Source organism: Nonomuraea glycinis (assembly GCF_014646515.1).
GTDB classification, from domain to species: domain Bacteria; phylum Actinomycetota; class Actinomycetes; order Streptosporangiales; family Streptosporangiaceae; genus Nonomuraea; species Nonomuraea glycinis.
In genome coordinates this window covers 674069-698864 of record NZ_BMNK01000003.1, presented here as the reverse complement: position 1 = coordinate 698864, position 24796 = coordinate 674069, and the positions used below count along the sequence as shown (strand labels likewise).

The 24796-nt window shown below is 72.1% G+C and carries 21 protein-coding genes and 1 other RNA gene; 16 read left to right on the top strand and 6 right to left on the bottom strand.

What is annotated here, in order from left to right; all coding sequences use genetic code 11:
• The first annotated feature begins 229 nt into the window (after positions 1–229).
• Positions 230–616: a transfer-messenger RNA gene (gene ssrA, locus IEY87_RS12750) on the top strand.
• 79 nt (positions 617–695) lie between these two features.
• Here the strand turns inward: ssrA and IEY87_RS12745 are convergent.
• Positions 696–1649, bottom strand: a complete 954-nt coding sequence (locus IEY87_RS12745; RefSeq protein ID WP_189138760.1) for an NAD(P)-dependent alcohol dehydrogenase — start codon at positions 1647–1649, stop codon at positions 696–698.
• A 102-nt stretch (positions 1650–1751) separates the two neighbouring features.
• Between IEY87_RS12745 and IEY87_RS12740 the strand changes: the two genes are divergently transcribed.
• Entirely contained in the window at positions 1752–2369 is a 618-nt protein-coding gene (locus IEY87_RS12740) for a TetR/AcrR family transcriptional regulator (protein WP_189138759.1), read from the top strand.
• Between the two features lie 316 nt (positions 2370–2685).
• Here IEY87_RS12740 and IEY87_RS12735 read toward each other — a convergent pair whose 3' ends face one another.
• Positions 2686–3039 carry a hypothetical protein gene (locus IEY87_RS12735; RefSeq protein ID WP_189138758.1) on the bottom strand — a complete coding sequence of 118 codons (354 nt, stop codon included), beginning with the start codon at positions 3037–3039 and terminating at the stop codon, positions 2686–2688.
• Between the two features lie 130 nt (positions 3040–3169).
• Between IEY87_RS12735 and IEY87_RS12730 the strand changes: the two genes are divergently transcribed.
• The 5 genes from IEY87_RS12730 to IEY87_RS12715 all read left to right on the top strand — a co-directional run bounded on the left by IEY87_RS12730 (position 3170) and on the right by IEY87_RS12715 (position 7216).
• Positions 3170–3394: a sigma factor-like helix-turn-helix DNA-binding protein gene (locus tag IEY87_RS12730; RefSeq protein ID WP_225276965.1), complete on the top strand. Its 225-nt coding sequence runs from the start codon at positions 3170–3172 to the stop codon at positions 3392–3394.
• Positions 3391–3624: a hypothetical protein gene (locus IEY87_RS45670; RefSeq protein ID WP_225276964.1), complete on the top strand. Its 234-nt coding sequence runs from the start codon at positions 3391–3393 to the stop codon at positions 3622–3624. The genes IEY87_RS12730 and IEY87_RS45670 overlap by 4 nt, the downstream gene beginning before the upstream one ends.
• Positions 3621–3866: a hypothetical protein gene (locus IEY87_RS45665; RefSeq protein WP_225276963.1), complete on the top strand. Its 246-nt coding sequence runs from the start codon at positions 3621–3623 to the stop codon at positions 3864–3866. The genes IEY87_RS45670 and IEY87_RS45665 overlap by 4 nt, the downstream gene beginning before the upstream one ends.
• Before the next feature lie 182 nt (positions 3867–4048).
• Positions 4049–4888, top strand: coding sequence for a phosphatidylinositol-specific phospholipase C/glycerophosphodiester phosphodiesterase family protein (locus IEY87_RS12720; RefSeq protein WP_189138757.1), 840 nt, complete (start codon positions 4049–4051; stop codon positions 4886–4888).
• Positions 4889–5251: 363 nt separating this feature from the next.
• Complete coding sequence (locus IEY87_RS12715; protein WP_225276962.1) at positions 5252–7216, top strand: zinc ribbon domain-containing protein; 1965 nt, start codon at positions 5252–5254, stop codon at positions 7214–7216.
• A 262-nt stretch (positions 7217–7478) separates the two neighbouring features.
• On the opposite strand, the gene IEY87_RS12710 is transcribed toward IEY87_RS12715, so the two are convergent.
• The gene (locus IEY87_RS12710) at positions 7479–7889 is read right to left on the bottom strand and encodes a hypothetical protein (protein ID WP_189138756.1); all 411 of its coding nucleotides are present in this window, start codon (positions 7887–7889) and stop codon (positions 7479–7481) included.
• A 99-nt stretch (positions 7890–7988) separates the two neighbouring features.
• Between IEY87_RS12710 and IEY87_RS12705 the strand changes: the two genes are divergently transcribed.
• From IEY87_RS12705 to IEY87_RS12685, 5 genes are all read left to right on the top strand, one after another.
• Complete coding sequence (locus IEY87_RS12705; RefSeq protein WP_189138755.1) at positions 7989–8951, top strand: GlxA family transcriptional regulator; 963 nt, start codon at positions 7989–7991, stop codon at positions 8949–8951.
• 85 nt (positions 8952–9036) lie between these two features.
• Positions 9037–10743, top strand: a complete 1707-nt coding sequence (locus IEY87_RS45660) for a serine/threonine-protein kinase (protein ID WP_225276961.1) — start codon at positions 9037–9039, stop codon at positions 10741–10743.
• 2 nt (positions 10744–10745) lie between these two features.
• Complete coding sequence (locus IEY87_RS46635) at positions 10746–13673, top strand: AfsR/SARP family transcriptional regulator (RefSeq protein WP_189138754.1); 2928 nt, start codon at positions 10746–10748, stop codon at positions 13671–13673.
• 76 nt (positions 13674–13749) lie between these two features.
• A complete protein-coding gene (locus IEY87_RS12690) occupies positions 13750–14361 on the top strand; it encodes a hypothetical protein (protein WP_189138753.1) in 612 nt (203 codons plus the stop codon).
• The gene (locus IEY87_RS12685) at positions 14345–14884 is read left to right on the top strand and encodes an OmpA family protein (protein WP_189138752.1); all 540 of its coding nucleotides are present in this window, start codon (positions 14345–14347) and stop codon (positions 14882–14884) included. The genes IEY87_RS12690 and IEY87_RS12685 overlap by 17 nt, the downstream gene beginning before the upstream one ends.
• On the opposite strand, the gene IEY87_RS12680 is transcribed toward IEY87_RS12685, so the two are convergent.
• A complete protein-coding gene (locus IEY87_RS12680) occupies positions 14874–15824 on the bottom strand; it encodes an ArsR/SmtB family transcription factor (RefSeq protein ID WP_189138751.1) in 951 nt (316 codons plus the stop codon). The genes IEY87_RS12685 and IEY87_RS12680 overlap by 11 nt on opposite strands.
• Positions 15825–15887: 63 nt before the next feature.
• On the opposite strand from IEY87_RS12680, the gene IEY87_RS12675 reads away from it, so the two are divergent.
• Positions 15888–17057, top strand: a complete 1170-nt coding sequence (locus IEY87_RS12675; RefSeq protein ID WP_189138750.1) for an MFS transporter — start codon at positions 15888–15890, stop codon at positions 17055–17057.
• A gap of 111 nt (positions 17058–17168) precedes the next feature.
• On the opposite strand, the gene IEY87_RS12670 is transcribed toward IEY87_RS12675, so the two are convergent.
• Together IEY87_RS12670 and IEY87_RS12665 are read right to left on the bottom strand one after the other, a co-directional pair.
• Positions 17169–18233, bottom strand: coding sequence for a S1C family serine protease (locus tag IEY87_RS12670; RefSeq protein ID WP_189138749.1), 1065 nt, complete (start codon positions 18231–18233; stop codon positions 17169–17171).
• 19 nt (positions 18234–18252) lie between these two features.
• Complete coding sequence (locus IEY87_RS12665) at positions 18253–19683, bottom strand: AMP-binding protein (RefSeq protein WP_189138748.1); 1431 nt, start codon at positions 19681–19683, stop codon at positions 18253–18255.
• 78 nt (positions 19684–19761) lie between these two features.
• On the opposite strand from IEY87_RS12665, the gene IEY87_RS12660 reads away from it, so the two are divergent.
• The 3 genes from IEY87_RS12660 (at position 19762) to IEY87_RS12650 (ending at position 24780) form a co-directional block, all read left to right on the top strand.
• The gene (locus IEY87_RS12660; RefSeq protein WP_189138747.1) at positions 19762–20901 is read left to right on the top strand and encodes a hypothetical protein; all 1140 of its coding nucleotides are present in this window, start codon (positions 19762–19764) and stop codon (positions 20899–20901) included.
• Positions 20902–20961: 60 nt separating this feature from the next.
• Positions 20962–23139 (top strand): acyl-CoA dehydrogenase family protein, encoded by a 2178-nt coding sequence (locus IEY87_RS12655; RefSeq protein ID WP_189138746.1) that lies wholly within the window; start codon positions 20962–20964, stop codon positions 23137–23139.
• A 63-nt stretch (positions 23140–23202) separates the two neighbouring features.
• Entirely contained in the window at positions 23203–24780 is a 1578-nt protein-coding gene (locus IEY87_RS12650; RefSeq protein WP_225276999.1) for an MmpA family trehalose lipid delivery protein, read from the top strand.
• The last annotated feature ends 16 nt before the right edge of the window (positions 24781–24796 follow it).

Below are 24796 nucleotides of genomic sequence, written 5' to 3'. Positions count from 1 at the left end.
GGGCTCAGTCGCCGTGATGAGATCAGGACTTCATCTCGGGGGAAGTCCTGCCGTCCGGACCGGCTCGACCCTGCCGGTCGACCCCCGGGAACGTGAGCTGCTGTGCGGCGTTCCCGGGGGTTTCGGCATGCCCTGCGGTCCTGCCCCGGAATTGAATTGGCGTCCGGGGTGTTGTGAAGGGTATCGTCATAATGCTCGCTCCTCTTGAGGGGCGTGTTGACAACTACATGGGGGTGACCGGCTTCGACTTTGACTTTGCAAGTCAGGTGAAGCGGGCCGAGGACGGCGGACATAACCTCGTTAATCCTGTGACCGCAAACATTAAGTGCCAATAACAAGCACGCTGAGGTGGGCCAGGACTCCCTGGCCCTCGCTGCCTAAGTAGCGTAAAACCTCTGTCAGCCCGGGAGTGCCTTCGGCCTGGGATCTGGCATCGCTAGAAGGCTCAACCGATCGACCCGGCCACGGGGGTGATCGGGAAACCAAACAGTGGCTGAGCCTGTCGGCGCACTTGCCTGCATGATCGCCGGGGCTGAGAAAAACGCAGCAGGCTGCGCCCGGAGAAGCCCTGTCTTGGGGTTGAAGGACGCGGGTTCGATTCCCGCCACCTCCACTGTTCGAAAACCGCCTCTTACCTGCGGGTAGGGGGCGGTTTTCGTGTTTTCACGGCTCGTACGGGCCTCCCGTCGCGCGCGTCAGAGCCGCAGGTCGACGACGAGCTTGCCGCGGACGCCGCCGGCTTCGAGTCGTTCGTGAGCCGCCGCGATGCCGGTGAGCGGGTAGACGGTGTCGATCACCGGGCGGATGATCCCCGCCTCGGCGGCGGCGGTGAGTTCGGCGAGGCGTTCGGCGGAGGGGTTGTTGCTGAAGAGCTTCATGCGCCGGGGTGAGAGGGCGGCCCGCAGTCCCATGGAGGCCATGGAGGCCAGAGGACGGTCGTAGTCGAAGGCGAGCGCGACCATGCGGCCACCCCGCGTGAGCCGGGCCTGGTAGGCCCCGATGTCGGTGCCCACGACGTCGACGATCACGTCGAAGTGGCCGAGATCCTGCGGACGGGTCGTGCGGTAGTCCAGGGCCGCGTCCGCGCCGAGTTCGGTGACCCAGTCGAGATTGCGGGCGCCGGCGAGCGCGGTGACGTGAGCGCCCAGCGCCTTGCCCAGTTGGACGGCGAGGCTGCCGATGCCCCCGGTGGCGCCGCGGACCAGGAGTCGTTCGCCGCTGCTGAGGCCGGCACTTTCCAGCAGGGCCTTCCTGACGGTGGTGCCGGACACGGGCAGGGCGGCGGCGTCCACCAGGCTCAGGTTCTTCGGCGCTCGGGCGAGCCGCTGTTCGGGAACGGCGACGTACTCGGCGAAGGCGCCGAAGGTGAAGTGCCGCATCATCCCCCACACCTGCTCGCCCACGGTCCACGCGTGGACGCCGGATCCCAGGGCCGCGACGTGGCCGGCGAAGTCGGTGCCGAGGTCGCGGGGGAAGCGGGCCCGGCTGATGGCGCGCAGTTTGCCCGCGCGGAAGGCGAGCTCCCCGGCCTCCACGCTCGCGGCGTGGACCTCGACGAGGACCTCTCCCGGCCCGGGCCGAGGGGTGGGCACGTCGTTGACGCGTAACACCTCGGGAGGGCCAAAACGGTCATATTGGACGGCGCGCATGAGCTCTTCCCATCGTCCGGAGTTAAGTGGGCTGGTGGTCCACTTATGCTTCGGCTACTCTAACTGGGCAGCCAGCCCGTTTGTCAAAGCCTGGAGACGGTCATGGCCCACGCCACCCAGCCACGACATCTGCGCGCGGATGCCCAGCGCAACTACGACCGGATCGTCAGCGCGGCCCGGGAGGTCTTCGCGTGCGATGGCGCCGGCGCCTCCCTCAAGGAGATCGCCCGTCGAGCCGGGACGGGATCGGCGACCCTGCACCGGCTCTTCCCCTCCCGCCGGGTCCTTCTCGAAGCGGTCTTCCACGATCACGTCGAGGAGTTGTGCGCCATGGCGGAGCAACGCGCGAAGGAGAGCGAGCCGGGCCCCGCGCTCTTCGCCTGGCTGCGGGACCTCAACGACTACGCGGCCGGCAGTCGCGGCTTCGCCGCCTCACTGCTGCACGACGGCCGGGACGCCGACCTGCTGGAGCGGAACGACGGCTGCCAGGCGAAGTTCACCCATGCGACGCGCGAGCTCCTGCGACGGGCGCAGGAGGCGTCCGCCGTGCGTCCCGGCCTGCTCGCCGAGGACCTGCTCGCGCTCATCAACGGCATCTCCCTGGTCACCGAGCACCAGGATGACAACGAGCAGGCGGGCCGGCTGCTGGACATCGCGATCGAGGGCATCCGTCTCCAGGGCGCGAAGGGCTGCCCGGGGACCGGTGCCGAGTCCGGCTAGGTCGTTACGCCCATGCCCGCCTCGTGGCACCATCAGGTCGGAGCCATGAGCCTGCCAAAGGGGGCTGACGGTGAACAACGTGCCGGCGGACGGTTCGTCCGGCGCTCCTCTTCTTTTCCGCGCTGTCCGCGCTGGCCTGTACGGAGCCAGGTGCGCCCGGCCCGCGATCCGGGGCAGCCTGGCGCGCGGCTTCTCCATTGGCCAGCGCGTGCAGGCGGCGATCGATCGCAGAAGGGCGGCCTCGATCGCGTAGGGGATGGTCCCCGCGCGGCGCCCGGCGTCGGCCGGGCGTCGCGCGGGCGCTTGTGCGGGTGCCTCAGCTCGCGGCCTTGAAGCTACGGCCGTCGAAGCCGTTGAAGGTGTGGAAGTCGTTGGCGGGGAAGGTGAGCGCGTGACCGGTGCAGTCCGTCGTCCTGTAGACCTGGATGGCCTTCGTGCTGAAGTTGAACTCTGTGTGCACCGTGAAAGGCAGGACCGTGCAGGTCGTGGGTGCGCCAGGGTAGGAGGCGGGCTCGCCCTCGACTCCGTTGGCGAAGAAGCACACGGCCTTCTGGGCCTGGCAGGCCTCCAGGTCGGCCGCGTCCGCCGAAGCCGCGGACGCTCCGGCGAGGACGGCGGCGGACACCATCGCGGCGCTGCCGAGGGTTGCCATGAGTCTGCGTACGCGCAAGGTACTCCTCATTTCATGGAGGTGAATACCGGAACGCCATGGGCCCTTTGTGGCGTCCTGCTCCGGTTTCGGGCGCTCCCATAGTCGGGCGGAGCCGGTAAAGAAGTCAAGTTTTCAACTACTTTTGACCGTGGCCTGGATCACCTGGGCGGTGGACCGGGCCGAGCTGATCGCCGGGCTGTCCGGGCTGCCGGCCCTTGAACGTGAGGTCCTGGTGCTGTTCTACCTGGAGGATCTGTCGATCGAGGACTGTGCCGAGATCTGCGCCGTCCCGCCCGGCACGATCAAGTCCCGGCTCCACCGGGCCCGTCGTCTGCTGCGTGACCACCTCGAGGAGAAGGGATTCCAGCGATGAGCGACGAGCCGGGCATGTCGGCGGAGGAGATGATCGGCCGGTTGGAGGGGGCCCTGTCCCCGTGGCGGCGGGCCGGTGGGGTGGTGGCCCTGATCGCAGGGGTGGCCGGAGTGATCTTCGTGGTCCTGCTGTGGGTGACCGAGCCGGGGCCGCTACCGGGCCGCACTCAGCTCGCCTTCGGCCTGCTCACCGGGTTCTGCCTGGCCTGGGCGGGTTACGGGGGTGGGTGATCAGCAGGAGGGCGCCGCTGTTCGCGCTGGATCGGGTGCTCGCGGGCTGGCTAGCCGTGGCGGCCTCGACCGTGACGACGGCGCTCATCGTGGCGGTGGCCGTCGGGAGGGACGCGAGTGTGGTGCCGGCGGTCGTGGGCGGGGCCACGTTCATCGTCGTGTCGGCGGTGGCCACGGCACGGGCACATGCCGTACGGGCCGCGCTGCTGCGGCGCAAGTGGGAGCTGACGGGCACCCAGTGAGCTCACCTGGGCGCCCAGCGAACCCCCTGGAACCGCACCCGGCACCCGGTGAACCCCCCGGGAACCCCCGGGCCCCAGGGAACCCACTGGGTGCCCACTATTCGGTGGAAAGTCACTCTCGTCACATCTTGCCCATCTAGCGTGCCTTACATCTCTTGTTTCAGCCTTTGTGAGGAGATGTAATGATTCGTCGAGCTCTGGGTGCGCTGGTTGCCGCGGGGGCGATGCTGCTGGTGGCGGCCCCCGCGACGGCCACCGGGGTCCAGCCGCTGCCCCAGGCCCACGCCCACAACGACTACGAGCACGGCCGCCCGCTGCTGGACGCGCTCGACCACGGGTTCACCAGTGTCGAGGCCGACGTGTACCTGGTGGACGGCGAGTTGCGGGTCGGGCACGACCCGGAGGACCTGGTGGCCGGTCGGACGCTTCAGTCGCTCTACCTCGACCCGCTGGCTCTGCGGGTCCGCGCAGGGCACGGGCACGTCTATCCCCGCAGCCGTCAGCAACTCCAGTTCCTGGTCGACATCAAGAACAACGGCGTCGCCACCTACACCGAGATCGACCGGGTGCTGCGCACGTATCGCAAGATGCTGACGGGCTACCACAAGGGCAAGGTGAAGGCCGGCGCTGTGACGGTGGTCATCAGCGGCGACCGGCCGCGTGACCTCATGGCGTCCCAGGACCGGCGTTACGCCTTCTACGACGGCCGCATGTCGGATCTGGGGCAGGGCGGGGCTTCCCTGATCCCGCTGATCAGCGACAACTGGACCAACCACTTCGGCTGGCTCGGACAGGGTGAGATGCCGGAGGCTGAGCGGGCGAAGCTGCGGGAGATCGTGGCGACCGCGCACCGCGACGGCCAGCGGGTCCGCTTCTGGGAGACGCCCGACACGGCCGGTATTGCCAGGGACGCGATCTGGCGCGAACTGGTCGCGGCGGACGTCGACCACCTCAACACCGACGACCTGGCTGGCCTCCAGCGGTTCCTGCGCGAGTACGACACCAAGCGCCCCGCGGCCTGACCCCGCAACCAGCGGCAACCAGCGGCGGGGCCTCCGGCGCCGCCGCTGCCGAATGCGGTGACAGCGTGCTCTGGTGGCTGGTTTCGGGGGAACTCGGGGAAAATGGTGTCGCGTGGGGTGGCGACAGCCGGTAGTGGTCCGAGATCAGGTTCGGCCGCGGAACTCCGGTGCGTCGGCGAGACGATCAACGACGCCGACGGGCGGACGGCGTACCTGAAGACCTTCAGGTAAGGCTGTGCTTTGTGTCCGCTATGTGTAGCTGCGTTTCGGCTATGACCTGCTCGTGTCGGACACGTCACGCTAAGCTATCGCAGGCCCCGACGGGCTGAGGTCATAGGGCGGACGCGGGTCAGGTGGATGCTGATGGGTGAGGTGGTGTCCACCGCGACGTGCCGAGCCTTTCGCGCGGTGCTAGAAGCCTCGGGTGAGGTGGTCGGGGAGCGGGTGCTGGCCGAGCGGGTGGGCTGGCTGGCGGCTGTGGTCCGGCAGATGGCGGCGGGGGTGGTGGCGGGGCGCTGGACTCGGGCGGATCTGGATCGGCTGGATGCTGGGGTCGGGCTGGATGGCCGGGCGCTGCCCGCGAAGGGGTGGATGGCGGTGCGCCGCCTGGGGTGGGGCGCGGATGTTCCTGTCGGGGTGTATGTCTCTGATCGGGTGCGCCGGTGCGCGGAGGAGGAGGCCGCCCGCGCCCTGCGGTTGGCGTTGCATCGCCGGGCGGTCCTGGCTGCGATCATCGCGACATGGCCCGCCGATCCCGGCCGCCGCACCGACGCCGACTGGACCGCGCTGCGTGCGGCGCTGGACGCGGCGGGTGTAGCCGGTGGGGTGTCGACCGCACTGATCCGTAACCGGACCCGGCAGGTACGCGCCTACCTCGACGAGCACGGCCTCTCACCCGCCGACCTGACCGGCCAGAACGGTCAAGCCGGTCGGGCCGGTCAGGTGGATGTGGTGGAGGTGGAGGAGCCACCGGTGGTGGCCGCTCAGGTGCTGCTGGCGGCCGCTGACCGGCAGTTGATCACCCTGGAACGCGTCGGAGGTACTGGCGTGCGGTTGCGTGTCCAGCTTCCCCTGTGTGCGCGGCCGGCCGGTCGGCGGGATTGGGCGTGGCATGTGCTGCCGGTCCCGCTGCCCGCGCAGGTACCGGCCGACGCGGAGCTGCGCAGTCCGACTCTGCGGGTGGTCGACGGCCGGGTGCGGGTGGACCTGCCGTTCACGGTACCCGTGCCGTACGCCCCCGCCACCGGTCACACCGTCGCGATCGGGTTCGACTGGGGGATTAATACCCTGCTCGTGGGCACAGTCGGGCGGCTGCACGACGGCCGGGTGGAGGGTGATGGCCGGCCGCTGATCTATGACGCCACCCCGGTCAGCGCCAAGCTGCACCGGCTGCGCGGGCATCGTGAGGCGCTGGCCGCCAAACGCGACCACTACGCCACCCTCCAAGCCGGACTCACCCCAAGCGACGCCGCCCGCCACCCCGCCCGTGATGCGGCCCGCTACCGCGAGGTGGCCGCGTTGCATGAGCGGGTGTGTGCGCGGATCCGGCGCCTGAACAACGCGCTGTCGTGGAGCGCCGCCCGCTGGGCCGTCGACCAAGCGGTCGCGTTGGGCGCGACGGTCATCTACCTGGAAGACCTCGCCACCCTCGAAGCACGCGGCCGCAGGCGAGGCAACGCCACCCTGTCCGGCCAGATCCGGGGACGCGTGGCCGACGCCATCCGCCACCTCGCCGCCAAAACCGGGCTCGCGGTGGTGACAGTGCCCGCACGAGGAACCAGTAAATACTGCCCCCGCTGTGGCACCGGCACCGCACCTCTGCACCACGCACCCGCCCCCGACCGGCTCGACCAACGCGGCTGGAAATGGGCGCACTGCCCCAGGTGCGGCCTATCCTGCGACCGCGACCAAGCAGCCGCCGAACGCATCGTCTCCCGCGGCATGCTCGCCCAACACCACACCGTTACCGACCGCGTCAGCGGCACCCGCACCATCCGCACCGTCGTGGAAGGCAACCTCACCCGCGCCCGCCGCCCCAAAAAGCCGACCCGAGCCGCCAGACGCGCCCGTCGTACCCGCACCGACCTGCACCCACGCCCACAAAGCCGACAGGACCGGACCAAGACCGGCCCCACCCCTCAACGACCCACGGGCAAAAACCCAGCACGAGGACTTTCAGCCAGGTGCCCGACCGGCGTCTGGTGCCCGCCCCCACCCTTGCGGTGGGACAGCGTCCGGCGGGCCAAGTACCCCAGGCGAACGGCCCAACGGCCGTCCGCACAGGACTTGTACGCGATTCTCACCAACGGACCGGCTTCCACCACGTGAAAGCCACCCCCGTACTCGCTCTTGCCGAGTACGGGAGCGGCAGACACCAGGCTACGCCCACCCGAGTTTCCTGATTCCCTCAGGAAACCACAGAGAATCGCAGACGCTCTCGCAGGCGCAGACCAGAGCACGACTGGAGCCTGCCGGCGACGGCGGCCGCGCTCGGCACCGACGCCGCCTCGCTGGGGCTCCGGCTGGTGCGGGCCGGGTTCGGGCACCTGCTGCGGCAGGACGTCCTGGACGGCTACCGCAAGGCCAGGCGTTAGGGAGCGCAGCCCGCGTACTCGTCCAGGCGCCTGAGCATGACGGCCAGCATGGCCGGGAACATCGCCACGTGCGCGACGACCATCAGCGCCATCCCGTCGATGAGACCGAGCCACAGCAGCGGGAAGAGCGGCACGATCGGCGCGAACATCGCCCCGCACATCTCCAGCGTGGCGGGCCAGCCGTGGCCGCGGAAGCGCATCCAGACCGCCATCCCGACGGACATGTTGAACGCCATCAGCAGGTAGGCGAGCTCCGGGTCGCTCTGGTAGGTGAAGGCGAGCCCGGCGGCGGACTGCGCGAAGCCCAGGACGAACATCCCGGCGAACATCGCGATGACCATCTCCACGTAGTGCCGGGCGAATCTCGTCCAGCGGCGGGCAGCGGTGTTCGAGGTGATCGGATCCATGTCCACGACTGTGCGGCAGCGGCGGATCCGAGGCCAGGAAGGTGAGAGTGGAGGTCCGGAATCTTGGGCTCTGCGTCTTTCGGACCTAGAGTCGGTGTCATGGAGACACGCCGCGTCATCGTGGTGGGCTACGACGCCGCGCAGTTACTCGACATCGCCTGCGTCACCTCGGCGCTGGAGAGCGCCAACTGGCACGGCGCCGCCCCCTGCTACGAGGTGCGCCTGGCCACCCCGGGCGGCCGTCCCATCGTCACCGACTCCGCGCTGACCCTGCAGGGGCAGGTCACCCTCGAACGGGTCACCGGGGCGATCGACACGCTCATCGTGTCCGGCGGCATCGGCTGCGAGAACGCCGCCGCCGACCCGTCGATCGTCGCCCACGTCCGCCGGCTGGCCAGGCAGAGCCGCCGGGTCGCGTCGGTGTGCACCGGCGCCTACGTGCTGGCCGCCGCCGGGCTGCTCGACGGCCGCCGCGCCACCACCCACTGGCAGTGGGCGCGGCGCCTGGCCACCCTGCACCCCGAGGTCCGCGTCGACGCCGATCCGATCTTCATCCGCGACGGGGAGGTCGCCACCTCGGCGGGGGTCACCGCCGCTCTGGACCTCACGCTGGCCTTCGTCGAGGAGGACAACGGCGTCGAGCTGTCGCGCACGGTCGCGCGCGGCCTGGTGACCTACCTTCAGCGTCCCGGCAACCAGGCGCAGATGAGCATGTTCGTCAGCGCGCCGCCCGCCTCCAACAGCCTGATCAAACGGACCGTCGAGCACATCACCGGCCATCTGGACGCCGATCTCAGCACGCCTGCCCTGGCCGCCGGAGCGGGGGTGAGCGAGCGGCACCTGACCCGGCTGTTCCTCAAGCACCTCGGCCAGACGCCCGGCCGGTACGTCCGGCAGGCCCGCACCGAGGCCGCCGCCCACCTGCTGGCCTCTACCTCGCTGCCGATGGCGGCGGTCGCGGCCCGCTGCGGGTTCGGCACGGCCGAGACCCTGCGCCAGGCCTTCGTCGACCGGTACGGGATCGCGCCGTCCCGATTCCGGCTGGCCCAGGCGCCCGCCTGACCCCACGCGCCTGGCCCACCCGCTTGACCCACTCGCTTGGCACTGGGCGAAGCGGGAGAATCGGGACCTGGCTACTCTGTCTGCGGTGAGCGGCGAACGGGTCCTAGGCGGCTATGTGCTGCGGCGCGTGCTCGGCCGGGGCGGCATGGGCGAGGTGCATCTGGCCACCACGCCCACCGGAGGGCTGGCCGCGGTCAAGGTGATCCACCCGTCGCTGGCCCGCGACCCCGCCTTCCGCCGCAGGTTCGACCGGGAGGTGACCGCCGCCCGCCGGGTGGCCAGGTTCTGCACCGCCCCGGTGCTGGACGCCGGGATCGACGGGGACGTCGCCTACCTCGTCACCGAGTACGTCAAGGGTCCCGACCTGGCGCAGGCCGTACGTGATCAGGGGCCGCTGTCCGGCAGCAACCTGGAGGCGCTCGCGGTGGGGATCGCGACCGCGCTCAGCGCCATCCACGGCGCCGGGGTGATCCACCGCGACCTCAAGCCTTCCAACGTGCTGCTCTCCCCGCTCGGGCCCCGGGTGATCGACTTCGGTATCGCCCAGCTCATCGACACCGAGAGCCTGGTCAGCCAGGCCATCCTCGGCACGCCCTCGTTCATGGCGCCGGAGCAGGCGCGCGGCGAGCCGCTCACGCCCGCGACCGACGTGTTCGCGTGGGGTGGGGTGATCGCGTTCGCCGGGACGGGCCGGCACCCGTTCGGCGCCGGAGCGCCGGGCGAGGTCCTCTACCGGATCGTCAACGAGGAACCCCGGCTCGACGGTCTCGACGACGGCGTCCGGGGCGTGGTGGAGCGGGCGCTGGCCAAGGATCCGCGCGCCCGGCCCACGGTGACGCGACTCCTGGGCGACCTGCTCGGCGGCACCCAGCACAGCGCCGCCTCAGCCACCCAGGTCGTCGAACGCACCTGGTCCGACCCGCCTTCGACCACCGCAGGCCCGCCTTCGCCCCCTGCGGGATCGTCCTTCGCCCCTACGGGGGCGTCCTCGGGCTTCGCGGGATCGTCCTCCGCCTCTGCGGGGCTGTCCTCGGGCTTCGCCGGGTCGCCTGCGGTCCCTGCGGGGGAGTCCTCCGGGTTCGCGGGGTCGTCTGACGCCTCTGCTGCGGGACGGACGGTCACTCTCGCCGGGCCGCCCGCCGGCTCTGCGCGGCGGCGTAAGGGGTGGGTGCTGGGGGGCGTCGCGGTGCTGGTCGCCGTTGCGGTGGGGGTGGCGGTCGTGGTGGTGCCGGGGTTGGCCGAGCAGACCTGGCCGTACGAGACGGACTTCGCCGACTCGTGGGCGGTCGGCTCGTCCGACGGCGGCAGCGCGGCGCAGGACGCCTCGGGGTACGTGCTGACCGTCAAGGACGGCTGGCGGCTGTGGAAGTCCGCGCCCCGGCGGGAGCCCGGCGGCGTGGTGGTCAGCGCGCGGGCCACGCTGCAGGAGGGGAGCGGGGAGTACGGTGTGTGGTGCCACGGGGCGGCCGGCTCCGGTGACCGCTACGAGTTCTCCGTGAGCGGCTCGGGCAAGGCCTCCATCGTCAAGCGCCGCACGGGGCAGCCGGGCGAGATCCTGTACGGTCCCGCGGCCGCCAGGGCCACCAAGGCCGATCGGGTCGTGGCTGAGTGCGCCGGGAGCGGAGACGGGGTGATCCTGCGGATGTGGCTGAACGAGGGGCTCGTCGCGGAGGTCACCGACACCACGGACGCCTACGGGCCGAGCGAGGCCGGAGTGCACGCGGCTCCGGACGCGGGCGGGGCTGTGCGGGTGCGGTTCGAGTCGTTCGCGCTCAGGCCCGCGAAGAGCTGAGCATGACGGTGGTGCGGTTTCGGGTGCTGGGTCCGCTGCGGATCGACGGCGGTCCTGAGCCCGGTCCGGCCAAGCACCGGGCGCTGCTGGCGGCGCTGCTGGTCTCGGCGGGGCAGGCCGTGCCGGTCGAGCGGCTGATCACGATGCTGTGGGGAGCGCGGGCGCCGGTCTCGGCGGAGTCGGTGCTCAGGGTGTACGTCAGCGCGCTGCGCAAGGTGGTGGACGGCATCGCCACCGTGCCGGGCGGCTACCTGCTGGAGGTCGATCCCGACGAGGTCGACTGCCACCGGTTCGAGCGGCTCGTGGCGCGGGCCAGGAAGGCCGGGCAGGCGGGGGCGGTCGCCGAGGCCGCCGACGGGTTCCGGGCCGCGCTGTCGCTGTGGCGGGGGCAGGCCCTGGAGGGCATCGACAGTGCCGAGCTCCGCCGGGCGCATGGCGTACCTCTGGAGGAGTTGCGGTTGACCGCGCTCGAAGAGCGCGTGGAGCTGGACCTGCGGCTGGGCCGGGGCGGTGAGGTGGTCGGCGAGCTTCGGGCGCTGGTCGGCGGTTATCCGCTCAGGGAGCGCGCCTGGGGGCAGCTCATGGCCGCGCTGGGGCAGGCGGGGCGCAGGTCGGAGGCGTTGGCCGTCTACCAGGAGGCGCGGCGGACGCTGGTGGAGGAGCTGGGCCTGGAGCCGGGGCCCGAGCTGCGGGAGGCGCACCAGCGGGTGCTGGACGGCGGCGAGGCGTATGCAGGCGCCGTTTCGCCCGAAGAGCGGAAAATCCCGCTTAACGAGACGCCGCCCGATATTTCGGACTTCACGGGAAGGGACGACGTCCTCGCCTGGATCATCGCCTCCGCCCGCCCCCACGGGTCGTCGACGACCCCCGCCCAGGACGGCATATCGACGGGGCTGCCCGGCGCCGGTGCCGCGGAGGGCCCCGGGGACCGTGCGGCGTTGGAGGGCTCCGGGGACCGTGCGGCGTCGGGGGGCCTCGGGGGTGGGGTGGTGGGGGCGCCGGTGCGTCTGGTGGTGCATGGGGCGCCTGGGTGTGGGAAGTCGGCGGTGGCCGTACGGGCTGCGACGTTGCTTGATCTGCCTGGTGGGAGGCTGTACGCGGTGCTCGGTGCGCGGGCGCCGGGGGCCGTGCTGGAGGATCTGCTGCGCTCGCTCGGTTGCCCGGACGGGTCGGTGCCGCCGACGCTGGACGGGCGGGTGCGGCTCTACCGCAGGCTGACGTCCGGCCGGCGGCTGCTCGTGGTGCTCGACGACGCCGCCGACGAGACGCAGGTACGGCCGCTGCTCCCGACCGGGCCCGGCAGTGTGACGATCGTGACGAGCCGGTCACCGCTGGCCGGGCTGGAGGCCGCTCGGGCGTACGAGCTGGGGGTGCTGGAGGCGGGCGAGGCGCTGCGGTTGCTCGCGAACGTGGCGGGGCGGGACCGGGTGGAGGCGGAGCCGGAGGCCGCGCGGACCCTCGTGCGGCTGTGCGGTGCGCTGCCGCTGGCGCTCCGCATCGCCGGGTCGCGGCTGGCCAGGAAGCAGGGCTGGACGCTGGCGCACCTGGTGGGGCGGCTGGCGGACGAGCGGCGCAGGCTGGACGAGCTCAGCGCGGGCGACCTGGCCGTGCGCGGCAGCCTGGCGCTGGGCTATCGCGGGCTGGCCGAGCCGGAGCGGCGGCTGCTGCGTGCCCTGGGCGCGCTGACGGCGCCCGACTTCGCCTCGTGGGTGCTGGGCGAGGATCTGGAGCCGCTGGTCGAGGCGGGGCTGCTGCAGTCACGCGGGCTGGACGAGGCGGGGCAGGAGAGGTACGGCCGGCACGACCTGACCAGGCTGTACGCGGCCGAACGGCTGGCGGAGGAGGAGGGCGGCCCGGCCGGTGTGCTGGCCGGCCGGGCGGCCGAGATCCTCGACAGGACCAGGCGGGCCAGGGTCACCCTGCTGCCCGCCGAGCCGGGCTCGGGCCGGACCCTGGTCCGTACGGCCGAGCACCTGCTGGAGACGGGCCGGCTGCGGCATGAGGCGCGCTGGCTGAGCGCGGAGCGCCGGTTCCTGGTGGCGACGGTCGGCGACTTCTTCCGGGCGGGGCTGCACGAGGAGGCGTGGCGGCTGGCCTTCTACCTGACTCCGCTGTTCGAGCTCGGCGGGCACCACGATGACTGGCACGCCACCACGGCGACGGGGCTCGACGCGGCCAGGGCGGCGGGCCACCGGCAGGGTGAGGCGCTGTTGCTGCGCGGCCTGGCCGACCTGCACCGGGCCGAGGGCCGCAACGACGCGGCGGCCGCCGCGCTGAGGGCCGCCCAACCCCTGGTCGAAGGGCTGGAACAGGCCCGGATCACGCTCCGGCTCGGCCTGGTCGAGCAGCGTCCGGCCGAGGCCGAGCGGGTGCTGCGCCGGGCGTTGCGGGTCTTCGAACAGGCGGCGGACCAGCGGGGCAGGGCCGACACCCTGCGGGCGCTCGGCGCGCTGCGCCAGGATCAGCGGCTGCTGGAGGAGAGCCTGGCCGCCTACCGCGAGCTGGGCGATCCGCGCGGCCAGGCCGAGTCGCTGCTCGACCTGGCCAGGCTGCACCTGGACGCGGGCCGGCCGGCCGAGGCCGGCGACTGCGCGCGGCGGCGGATCGCCGTCAACCAGCGGCTCGGCGACCGCCTGCCGGAGGCGGTGGGCCTGCTCGTCCTGGCCAGGATCGCGCGGGCGCAGGGCTCGCCGCAGGACGCGGTCGACCCGGCCCGTCAGGCGCTGGAGACCTTCACGGCGTACGGTGATCGCCGGGGCGCGGGCAACGCCCTGCTCGTCCTGTCGACGGTACTCATCGACCTTCATGAGATTGATGAGGCGGTTGAGATGCTTACGCGTGCTATGGGAGAGTTTGACGTCCTTGGTGACAAGCAGGGCCGGATCGAGGCCGAGCGCCTCGCTCAGGAGGCGCACCAGCGCCGGATATAGCGGACTATGCGGATTCTGAAGGTCGCCCCGCTAGCGTCCAGTCACACGTTCGAACCCCCGAAAGGTGACCGTAATCATGCGCAAGACGCTCACGCTGGCTGTGGCCGCCGTCGCGCTCACCGGCTGCGGGATGCTTCCCGGACAGCTCGGCGGCGGCGGTGGCGAGGAGAAGCAGCAGACCGCGGTTCAGGCACAGCCCACCGAGGCGCAGCCCACACAGCGGCCGACCACGTCGGACGAGCCGCAGCAGAGCGCCGCGCCGCAGTCCGACCAGGTGATCGCCACCCGGGAGACCAAGGTCGCCTCGGGTGCCGCGGGTGCCGGTGGCACCGCCCGTGCCGACATCACCGTTCTCAAGCGGCAGGGCAAGACCGTCACGCTCAACTGGACCCTCACCGTCGTCGACGGCGAGGTCAACATGCACAACGGCATGGGCAGCGCGGTCCTGGACTACTCGGTGTCGGGCGTCTCTCTGATCGACCCCGTCAACGCCAAGCGCTATCGGGTCGCGCGCAACGGCACCGGATCCGACGCGGAGTGCGTGTGCTCCGACACCCAGGGCGAATTCCTCAAGAAGGGGCAGACGGTCACTCTCTACGCCCTCTTCGCCGCCCCGCCGGCGGACGTGACGAAGCTCAACATCGAGATGCCGATGATCGGCGTGCTGACCGATGTTCCGATCTCTTAGCCTCACCCTCGCCCTGCTGCTGACCTCGCCGCCCACCGCCCCGCCGGAGTCCGCCAACGCGGTGGTCGAGGACCTGGTGCTGCCGGTCGAGGACATCATCGGCGAGATCGAGTCACTCGACGGCACCGAGACCGAGACCCAGGAGGGCACCCAGGTCACCGTCGCCCTCACCAGCGACGTGCTGTTCGCGCTGGACAAATGGCAGCTGACGGCCAAGGCCAGGCAGCGGCTGGGCGAGGTCGCGGACAAGGTCAACACCGAGAGCGCGGGCGGCCTGGTCAAGATCCAGGGCCACACCGACGACCAGGGCTCCGACGCCTACAACCGCGGCCTCTCCCAGCGCCGCGCCCAGGCGGTGCAGCAGGTCATGCGCGGCCTGCTCACCGGCGCGGACGTGACCCTCCAGGCCCAGGGGTACGGCGAGAGCCGCCCCAAGGCGCCCAACATCGTCGACGGCCGGCCGATCGCCAAGAACCGGGCGAAGAACCGCCGCGTCGAGATCGTCTACAACGTCAAGCAATGAGCGCGTCTCCCAGCGCGGTGCGGCTGTAGAGGACCGATCGGCCGCTGCGGGTGCGCGAGACCAGGCCGGCCCTGCGTAGCACGGCCAGATGGTCGCCCACCCCGCCGAGCGTCATCGACAGCTGGGCGACGAGCTGACTGGTGCTGGCCGGGCTGTCGAGCGCGCCGAGCACGGTCGCCCGGCCCCGGCCCAGCAGCGCGACCAGGCCGTCGGCGGCGGGTGAGCGCTCCCACAGCGCGGCCACCCCGTGCGCCGGATAGGCCAGGCCGTAGGCGTGGGGCGGATCGAGGTAGACGCTGGCGGCGCCGAACGCGTTGGGCATGAGCACCAGGCCCACCCCGCCGGGCCGGTGCGGCGTGCCGCCCGGCCTGCCGAGCAGGATGCGCCCGCTCCGCGAGACCGGCTCGATGCCGAGCCCGGCGAACACGTCGGCCCAGCCGTAGACCGCGAGCCGGCCCGACCGCTGCACGATGTCGCGCTCCAGCAGGGCCCGCAGGCGCGGCCACTCGGGGGCGACCAGCTCGTGCCAGACGGCCTCCAGCGTCCCCGCCACCCGCCGCGCCACGTCGGGCACGTCCAGCGCGGTGTCGAGCGGCCTCCCCCGATGGCTGAGCCGCAGGTCCGCCAGCGCCCGCTCGTGCGGGATGCGGCGGACGGCGAGAAGCTCGTCCTCGAACGTGACGCCGACGCCATCGGGCGGCACGCAGTAGAAGTCGGGCAGGTAGTCGGTGACCCGGTGCAGCCGGACCAGAGCGCGCAGCGCGGGGTCGGCGGCCAGCAGCCGCTCGTAGCGGTCACGGACGCGGGCCTTCCAGATCGGCATGCCCGGCGGCACGGGGTGCCCGCCCAGCACTCCGATGGCGCCGACGACCTGCCCCATCGGGGACAGGCCGAACCTGACCCTGGTCAGGTCTTCGGGGGTGCAGTCCAGATAAGCCATCGCTGTTTCGTCCTCCGGCGAAACAGTAGCCCGCGCGCCGCCGGCTCGCGAAGGTCTCCTCTCATGCAGACATATCGGGATGTGTTCGCGGTCGGAGAGTTCAGGACGCTGTTCGCCGGAGCGACGGCGGGGGTGGCGGGCAGCACGGTGACGATGCTGGCGCTGTCCACGCTCGTCTACGCGCACACCGGCTCGCCGTTCCTGGCCGCCGTCGCCTACCTCGCCGGGTTCCTGCCGCAGGCGCTGGGCGCGCTCGTGCTGGGTGGGCTGGCCGACCGCCTGCCGCCCAGGCTGCTGCTGGCCGGTTGGGAGGCGGTGCACGCCTGCGCGCTCGCGGTGCTCGCGCTCGGTGTGCTGCCGGTCTGGGGGATGCCGGCGCTGCTCATGGCCGCCGGGCTGGCCGATTCCGTGGCCGCCGCCGCGCGCAACGCGCTGGTGGCCGACCTGCTGCCGGGCAACGGGTACGTGCTCGGCAGGTCGGTGCTGAACATCGCGGTCGGGGCCATGCAGATCGCCGGGTTCGGCGGCGGGGCGCTGCTGCTGTCACTGGTCGGGCCCACGGCCGCGATGTGGGCGGGCGCGGGGACGGCCGCCGTCGTGGCGGTGCTCTACCGGCTGGGGCTGCGGGCCAGGGCGCCCCGGGCGACCGAGCGGCGGTCGCTCGCCGGGGCGCGGCTGCTCCTCGGCGACCGGGATCTGCGCGGGCTGCTGCTCGTCCAGTGGGCGCCGAACGGGCTCATCGTCGGCGCTGAGGCGCTGTACGTGCCGTACGCGGGGGACTCGGCCGGCGTGCTGTTCGTCGCGGCGGCGGGCGGGATGCTGGTCGGTGACGCGGTGGTGGGCCGGTGGACCACGCCCGAGTCCCGGCTGCGGCTCGGCGTGCCCCTCTACGTGCTGCTGGCCGCGCCGTACCTGCTGTTCCTGCTGCGGCCTGAGGTGTGGATGGCGGCGGCGCTGGTGGCGGTGGCGTCGTTCGGGTTCGCCGGGCACCTGGGCACGCAGGAACGCTACCTCGCGGCGCTGCCCGAGCGGATGCGCGGGCAGGGGCTCGGGCTGGCGGGCAGCGGGATGCTGAGCGCCCAGGCGCTGGCCGCCTCGCTCACCGGCGCGCTGGCGGAGGGTGTGCCGGTGCCCGTCGCCATGGCGCTGGCCGGGCTGGCGTCCCTGACGGCCACCGCCTGCCTGATACGCCATCTACGACCGGTCACCCGCCCGGCAGACCGGCGAGTGTGATGGGGATCGATCGCCCGGCCGGCCGGCGAGTGTGATGGTGATCGATCGCCTGGCAGGCCGGCGAGTGTGATGGTGGCCGTGTTGCCGGTCGCCGGACGTGGTGACCGACGGTTATTCGCCTGACAGTTCGCCCAGCGTTACGGTGATCGTGTCGGTCTTGCCGTTCGGGCGGATGACTTTGACCGGGACCGTGTCGCCGGGGCGGTAGGTGGTCAGGGACTCGGTGAGCTCGGCCATCGCGGAGACGCGTTTGCCGCCGATGGCGATGATCACGTCCCCCTCGCGGAGGCCGGCGCGGGCGGCGGCGCTGTTCTTCTGTACGACGCCGACGCCGATCCCCGTCGGCTGCCCGTTCGCGCCGATGATCGTGTTGCCCTTGATGCCGAGCGCGGCCCGGTGGCTGTTGATCACCTTGCCGTGCTCGATGATCTGGGCCGCGATGTCCAGGGCGATGTTGCTCGGGATGGCGAAGCCGATGCCCGACGCGGGGCCGCCCATGGTGGGGTCGGAGGCGGCCAGGGTGGGAATGCCGATCACCTGCCCGGACAGGTTCACCAGGGCGCCGCCGCTGTTGCCCGGATTGATCGCCGCCGAGGTCTGGATGGCGCCGGCGATCGTCGCGCCGGTCGAGCCGGGACTCTCCGGTTCGGAGACCGTACGGCCGAGCGCCGAGACGATCCCCTCGGTCACGCTGCCGGACAGGCCGAGCGGGTTGCCCATGGCGAGCACGAGCTGGCCCACCCTGAGCTTGGCCGAGTCGCCCCACCTGGCCGGTTGCAGGCCCTGCGCGTTGTCCACCTTGATGACCGCGAGGTCGCCCGCGGCGAACGTCTTGACCAGCCGGGCCTTGCGCGGGCTGCCTCCGGTGGCGAACGTCACGTTCATCTGGGTCGCCTCGCCGACCACGTGCGCGTTGGTGATGACGTGTCCCTCGGCGTCGTAGACGATGCCGGAGCCGAGGCCCGCCTTGGTGTTGATCTGCACGATCGACGGCAGGACCTCGGCGATGACGCGCTCGTACGCCTCCTCCAGCGGCTGAACGGGAGGGGCGCTGACGGACGCCGAGGCCGGTGGCGGGGCGGGCGGGGTGGCCCGTGGGAGGACGGCCGGCGCGCCCGCCGTCCCGCACACGGTCAGCAGGACCGCGGCGGCCAGCCCCCCGGCGACCCTCCCCATAGAGGCCTTTGTGCCCAGCTCAGCGGGAAAGATACGCCTCGCGGACCTGGCGTCTGCTCAGCTTGCCGGTGGGCGTGCGGGGCAGGGCGTCGCGGTACTCGATCACGCGCGGATGCTTGAGCCTGGCCAGCCGGGGCTCGCAGTGCCGCAGCAGCTCGGCGGTGAGCTCCGCGCCGCCGGGGACGCCGGCGACCGGCTGGACCAGCGCCACGACCGTGTGACCCCACTCGGGATCCGGCACCCCGATCACCGCCACGTCGGCCACGGACGGATGCTCCAGCAGCGCCGCCTCGATCTCCGCCGGGTAGACGTTGACGCCGCCGGAGATGATCAGGTCGGTCCTGCGGTCCAGCAGGAACAGGTACCCGTCCGCGTCCAGATAGCCGATGTCGCCCGGCGTGTAGTCGCGCCCGCGCATCGCCTCGGCCGTCTTGGCCGGGTCGCCGTGATACTCGAACCGATTGATCCCGCCGATGTAGACCAGGCCGGGCTGCCCGGCGGGCACCGGCTCGCCGTCCTCGCCGATCACGCTGAACTCCATCCCGTCCAGCGCCCTGCCCACCGTGCCCGGCCTGGCCAGCCACTCCGCGGAGGAGACCATGGTGGCCACCGCCGCCTCGGTGGAGCCGTAGTACTCCCACAGCACCGGGCCCAGCCAGTCGATCATCGCCTGCTTGGTCGCGGGCGGGCAGGGGGCCGCGCCATGGTAGAGGTGCGTGAGCGACGACAGGTCGTACGAACTCCGATCCGGTACGGCCAGCAGCCGGTGGAACATCGTGGGCACCATGAACGCGTTCGTCACCCTGTGCCGCTCGATCAGCCGGAGCGTCTCGGCCGCGTCGAACCGCTCGGGTGCCACGATCGCGTGCCCGAACTGCAGCGCCATCATGGCCTGGCCGTACGGCGCGGAGTGGTAGAGCTGCGAGCACACCAGGTGCACACCCTCGGGCGGCAGCCCGAAGTGCGTCCAGCTCTTGCGCATGAGGATCGGGTGGAGCTCCTCGGGGGTGAGGTCGAGCAGCCGTCTGCGCACTCCCTTGGGGCGGCCCGTGGTGCCGGAGGTGTAGAGCATCATGGACCCGGCCCGCCGGTGCGCGGGCGCGTCGTCCGGCTGCCCGGCGGTGAGGCCGGCGACCATGAGGTGCTTCGGCGAGATCACGATCCCGGCGCCGGAGTCGGCCACGATGTAGGCGATCTCCTCGTCGGTGAAATGCCAGTTGACCGGCACCAGGTAGGCGCCGATCTGGTAGGTGGCGAGCATCATGGTGAGCGCGTCGAGGCCGTTCCTGAGCACGGTCACCACCGTGTCGCCCTGGCCGGTTCCCCGGGCCAGCAGGCCGTTCGAGGCCCGGTTCACCTGGGCGAGCAGCTCTCCGTAGGTGGTGGTGTCATCGCCGAGCAGAGCAGCACGTTTCGGGTCATCGGCCGCGATCTCATAGAAGCCCCTCATGTCGGTGACATTACAGAATTAAGTTCTGCAGGGGGAATAGCAGAAATATCCCTTCCTCGGGTGACGTAGCCTCGACCCATGGCGGACGTCGGCGACCAGGATCAGACCCACGATGCTCCCACCGCTCCCTTCCGTAAGATCGTTTTGCCGCCGACGGACGAAACGATCACCTTTCCGAAGGTGCAGCCCGGAGCCGTTCCCCACCCCACCCCGGACACCGAGCCGAAGCCGGTGACGACGGGCCCCAAAGCCGTCCCGCCGACGCCTCGCTCGGGCCCCACGCGGCAGGCCCCGGAGGTCGAGCCAGGCTTCGCGCGGCAGGCCCCGGAGGTCGAGCCAGGTTTCGCGGGGCAGGCTCCGAAGGCCGAGTCTCTCCCAGGTTCCGCGCGGCCGGCCGGGCCGCCGGTCTTTCCGGAGCAGGGGGCGCCCGCGCTGCCGCCGTTCCCGCCTCCGCCACCGCCGCCGAAGGGCGGGCTGCTCGGCCGGATCGGCGACATTCCGATCAAGGTCGTCTACCTGCTGGGCGCCATCCTGGCGACCGTTCTGGCCGTGGTGCTGGTGTTCGTGATTTTCCCTGGCGAGGTGCCCGGCCGGCCGGAGGGCGAGCCGGTGGTGCCGGTGCAGCCAGTGCCCTCGGCCGTCTCGGCGTCCGTCCCGCCGAGCGGGGGCGCGCCGGTGGCAGTGCCGGCGGCCCCGGCGAAGCAGGCGTTCGCCAAGCTGCCGGGGAAGGCCAGCGTGGTGTCCGGCACGATCGTCGACCAGGCCGGCGGCATCAGCTATCCGAGGCTCGGCGAGCCGTGGTCGGCCCGGTCGTACGCGCCGTTCTCGATCGCGCAGCGGGCCGGCAAGGTGGCGGTCCCGCAGACGGTGATCGCCTCGGCCCCGCTGCCCGGCGCCATCGAGACCAAGCCGTCGAAGGACGCCGACTATCGCGCGCTGGCCGTACGGGCCGCGCGCTGGACGCTGCGCACGCAGTATCCCAAGGGCGCCACGCTGGCCTGGGCCGGCTCCCAGAAGACGTCTGAGGCCAAGGGGTGGACGCTCGGCTTCAAGGTCACCTACACGCTGGCGGGCAAGCGCCAGGAGGGCCGCGCCCTGGTGTCGGTGCTGGAGGCCGGCAAGACCAAACCCACCATGCTGGTGGCGTCCATCCCGGCGACCGGCAAGGCCTACTGGGCGGATCTGAATACCTTGGTGACAAAAGTCCGTCCGCTCTAGGCCAGAAGCATCCTCTAGAATATGGTTCTGGCTACTACGGGACCTGCCTGGAGGATGCACATGGCGATCGGTTTGAGCGAGGAGCACGAGGCGCTCCGCGAGTCCGTGAGCGGCTGGGCCGACCGGAACATCCCGGCCGAGCTGCTGCGCTCCGCGACCGACGAGCGGCCCGCGTTCTGGACCGGCCTCGCCGAGCAGGGACTGCTCGGCCTGCACCTGCCCGAGGACGCCGGCGGCTCCGGCTACGGGCTGCTGGAAGCCGCGGTGGCCATCGAGGCGCTGGCCGAGCGGGTGACCCCCGGCCCTTACCTGCCGACCGTGCTGGCCAGCGCGGTCATCCACGCCTCCAAGCACCACGAGCTGCTGCCCGGCCTGGCCGACGGCAGCCACACCGGCGCGCTGGCCCTGAGCGGCGCCCTGACCGGCACGCGGGCGAGTGACGGCTCCCTGATCGTCACCGGCACGGCCGAGCCCGTGCTGGGCGGCTCGTCGGCCGACGTGCTGGTCCTGCCCGTCGTCACCGCCGACGGGGAGGAGTGGATCGCCCTCGACGCCGCCGCCGTCACCGTCACCCCGGTCAGGTCGCTGGACCTCACCAGGTCCGTGGCCAAGGTGGAGCTGGCGGACGTGAGCGTGCCCGCCGAGCGCGTGCTGGACGGGGTCGCCGGCTCCGACGTGCGCAACCTGGCCGCCATCCTGATCGGCGCCGAGGCGGCCGGCCTCGCCTCCTGGTGCGTCACCGCCGCTTCCGACTACGCCAAGGTACGGGTCCAGTTCGGCCGTCCGATCGGCCAGTTCCAGGGCATCAAGCACAAGCTGTCGCGCATGCTCGTCGCGTTGGAGCAGGCCCGCGCCACCGTCTGGGACGCCACCCGGGCGAGCGGCCGTGAGCTGGACTACGCCGCCGCCATCGCCGGGGTGATGGCCCCGGACGCCGCCGTGCAGTGCGCCAAGGACGCGATCCAGACCTTCGGCGGCATCGGCTACACCTTCGAGCACGACGCCCACCTCTACTACCGGCGCGCGCTCACCCTGCGCGCGCTGCTCGGCTCCTCCGCCGAGTGGGCCGCCCGCGTCACCGACCTCGCCCTGCGGGGGGTCGGCCGGGAGATGGAGATCGACCTGCCCGAGGACGCCGAGCCGATGCGTGCGGCGCTGCGCGCGGAGATCGCGGAGCTCGCCGCCCTGGAGGGCAAGGAGCAGAAGCGGGCCCTGGCCGACCGGGGCTTCGTCATGCCGCACCTGCCCAGGCCGTGGGGCCGTGGCGCCACGCCGCTGGAGCAGGTGCTGATCGCGCAGGAGCTCAAGGCCGCCAAGGTCAGGCTGCCGCAGATGATCATCGGCGCCTGGGTGGTGCCGTCCATCGCCGCCTACGGCACGCAGGAGCAGCAGGAGCGCTTCCTGCCCAAGACCCTCAGCGGCGAGACGATCTGGTGCCAGCTCTTCTCCGAGCCCGGCGCCGGCTCCGACCTGGCGGCGCTGCAGATGAAGGCGGAGCGGGTCGAGGGCGGCTGGCGGCTCAACGGCCAGAAGATCTGGACCTCCGTCGCGCACGTGGCCGAGTGGGGCATCTGCATCGCCCGCAACTCCTCCGAGGGCACCAAGCACGAGGGCATCACCTACTTCCTCGTCGACATGAAGGCTCCGGGCGTCACGGTCCGGCCGCTGACCGAGATGACCGGCGAGAACCTGTTCAACGAGGTCTTCCTCGACGACGTGTTCGTCCCCGACGACCTGGTCGTGGGCGAGGTCGGCGCGGGCTGGAAGGTGGCGCGCAACACGCTGTCCAACGAGCGCGTCTCGCTCTCCTCCGGCTCGGGCGGCACCGGGTCCTCGGTCCCCGACCTGCTCGGGCTCGTCGGCAGGCTCGGCCGCGAGCTCACGCCCGTCGAGGCGCACGAGGTCGCAGGGGTCATCTGCGAGGGCCACTCGATCAGCGCGCTGTCGCTGCGGGTGACGCTCAAGCAGCTCGCCGGCGCCGAGCCGGGCGCCGACGCCTCGGTGCGCAAGCTGCTGTCGACCGCGCACGCCCAGCACGTCTCCGAGACCGCGGTGAGCCTGCTCGGCGCGGCCGCCGTGACGGCCGCCGACATGAAGCTCGGCGACCCCGGCTACTGGAACCGGGCGGTGCTCGCGACCCGGGCGATGACCATCTACGGCGGCACCACCGAGGTGCAGCTCAACATCATCGCCGAACGCATGCTCGGCCTGCCCCGGGACCCGGAGCCGGGCAAGTAACACCTGCGGGGCGCGGGCCGCTACCCTCCCTGTTCCCGGAGGGCTCCGGGACAGGGACGGGTGGTGGCTGCGGTGGGTGGCGAGCGGGCGTGGCGGCTGGCTCCCGCGTTCCTGGGGCTGGGGCTGGCCGTGCTGGCGCTCGGGCCGGCGCTCGGGTGGGGGTTCGTGCTCCGGTATGACCTGCTCTTCGTGCCGGATCCGCCGTTGCTGCCCGACACCGGGGGGTTTCCCCGCGCCGTGCCCAGCGACTTCGTGGTGGCGCTGCTGTCTCGGGTGGTGCCGGCGGAGGTCGTACAGAAGGCGTTTCTGGTGGGGATCTTCGTGCTCGCGGCGAGCGGCGCGGCGGCGCTGGTGCCGCCGGAGCGGCGGCTCGCGAGGCTGGTCGCCGCCGCCTTCTACGCCTGGAACATCTACCTGGCCCAGCGGCTCATGCTCGGGCAGTGGGCGCTGCTGCTCGGCGTGGCGGGGCTGCCGTGGGCGGTGCGGGCGACGGCCCTGCCCTGGCCCCGGCTGGCGCTGGCGCTGCTGCCCGCGGCGATCGGCGGGTTCCAGGCGATGCTGGTCTCGGCGCTCACCCTCCTGCCGATCGCCGCCCTCCGGAGCGGCACACGGGTCGCGCCCGCCGAGGGTGGGTCGCGGGGAGCGTCCGTCCTGGGCGTGGCGGGAGGCGCGGTGACGTCGCCGCGCGGGGTGTTCGCGGTGGTGGGGGTTCTGGGGGTGTTCAGTCTGCCGTGGCTGGTTCCCGCGTTGGCGTCCGGGGCGGTGACGGATCCGGCGGGGGTGGACGCGTTCGCGGCGCGGGCCGACGGGCCGTTCGGGGTGCTGGGGAGTCTGCTGTCGCTCGGCGGGATCTGGACGGCCGAGGCGGGCCTGCCGGGGCAGGGGGAGTGGTGGGCGGCCACCGTACGACTGCTCATCGTGGTGGTGGGGGTCTTCGGGTACGCGCGGCTGCGCGTCGGCGGGGATCGGCCCGGGTGGTGGCGCGGGCTGGCGGTGGCGGCGGGGGCGGGGTTCTGCGTGGCCGGGTTCGGCGCGCTCGCGCCGGGGCCGCTCAAGTGGCTCATCGGGCTGTGGCCGGGCTTCGGGCCGCTGCGGGACGGCCAGGTCTATCTGGCCCCGCTGGTGCTGCTGACCGCCGTGGGCCTGGGCTCGGTGCTGCGGTCGGGGATCCCGGCGGTGGTCGGGGTGCTGGCGCCGGTGCTGGTGCTGCCCACCTTCGCCGTCGGCGCCTTCGGCCGGCTGGCGGCGGTGGAATACCCGCGGGAGTGGCGGGAGGTGCAGCGGATCGTCAACGCCGACCCGGCGCCCGGCGCGCTGCTGTCGCTGCCCTGGGGGGCGCACCGAGCCTTCGCCTGGAACGGCGGCCGGGTGGTGCTCGACCCGGCCACCAAGCTCTTCGACCGCCGGGTGATCTGGGACGACACGCTGCTCGTCGGGCTGCCGGACGGCGGCCGGCTGCGGGTGCGCGGCGAGGATCCGCTGAACCGCCGCGCGGGTGACCTGCTGGGACGACCCGACTTCGCCGCGCGACTCGATGTCAGGTACGTTCTCACAGTCGGTACTGAGAACCGGTTCCCATCTGGGCTCACAGGCTGGACGACTGTCTTCGAGGGCCCAGACCTGGTCCTGCTGAGGCGCTGACCGGCACTTTCCTGTC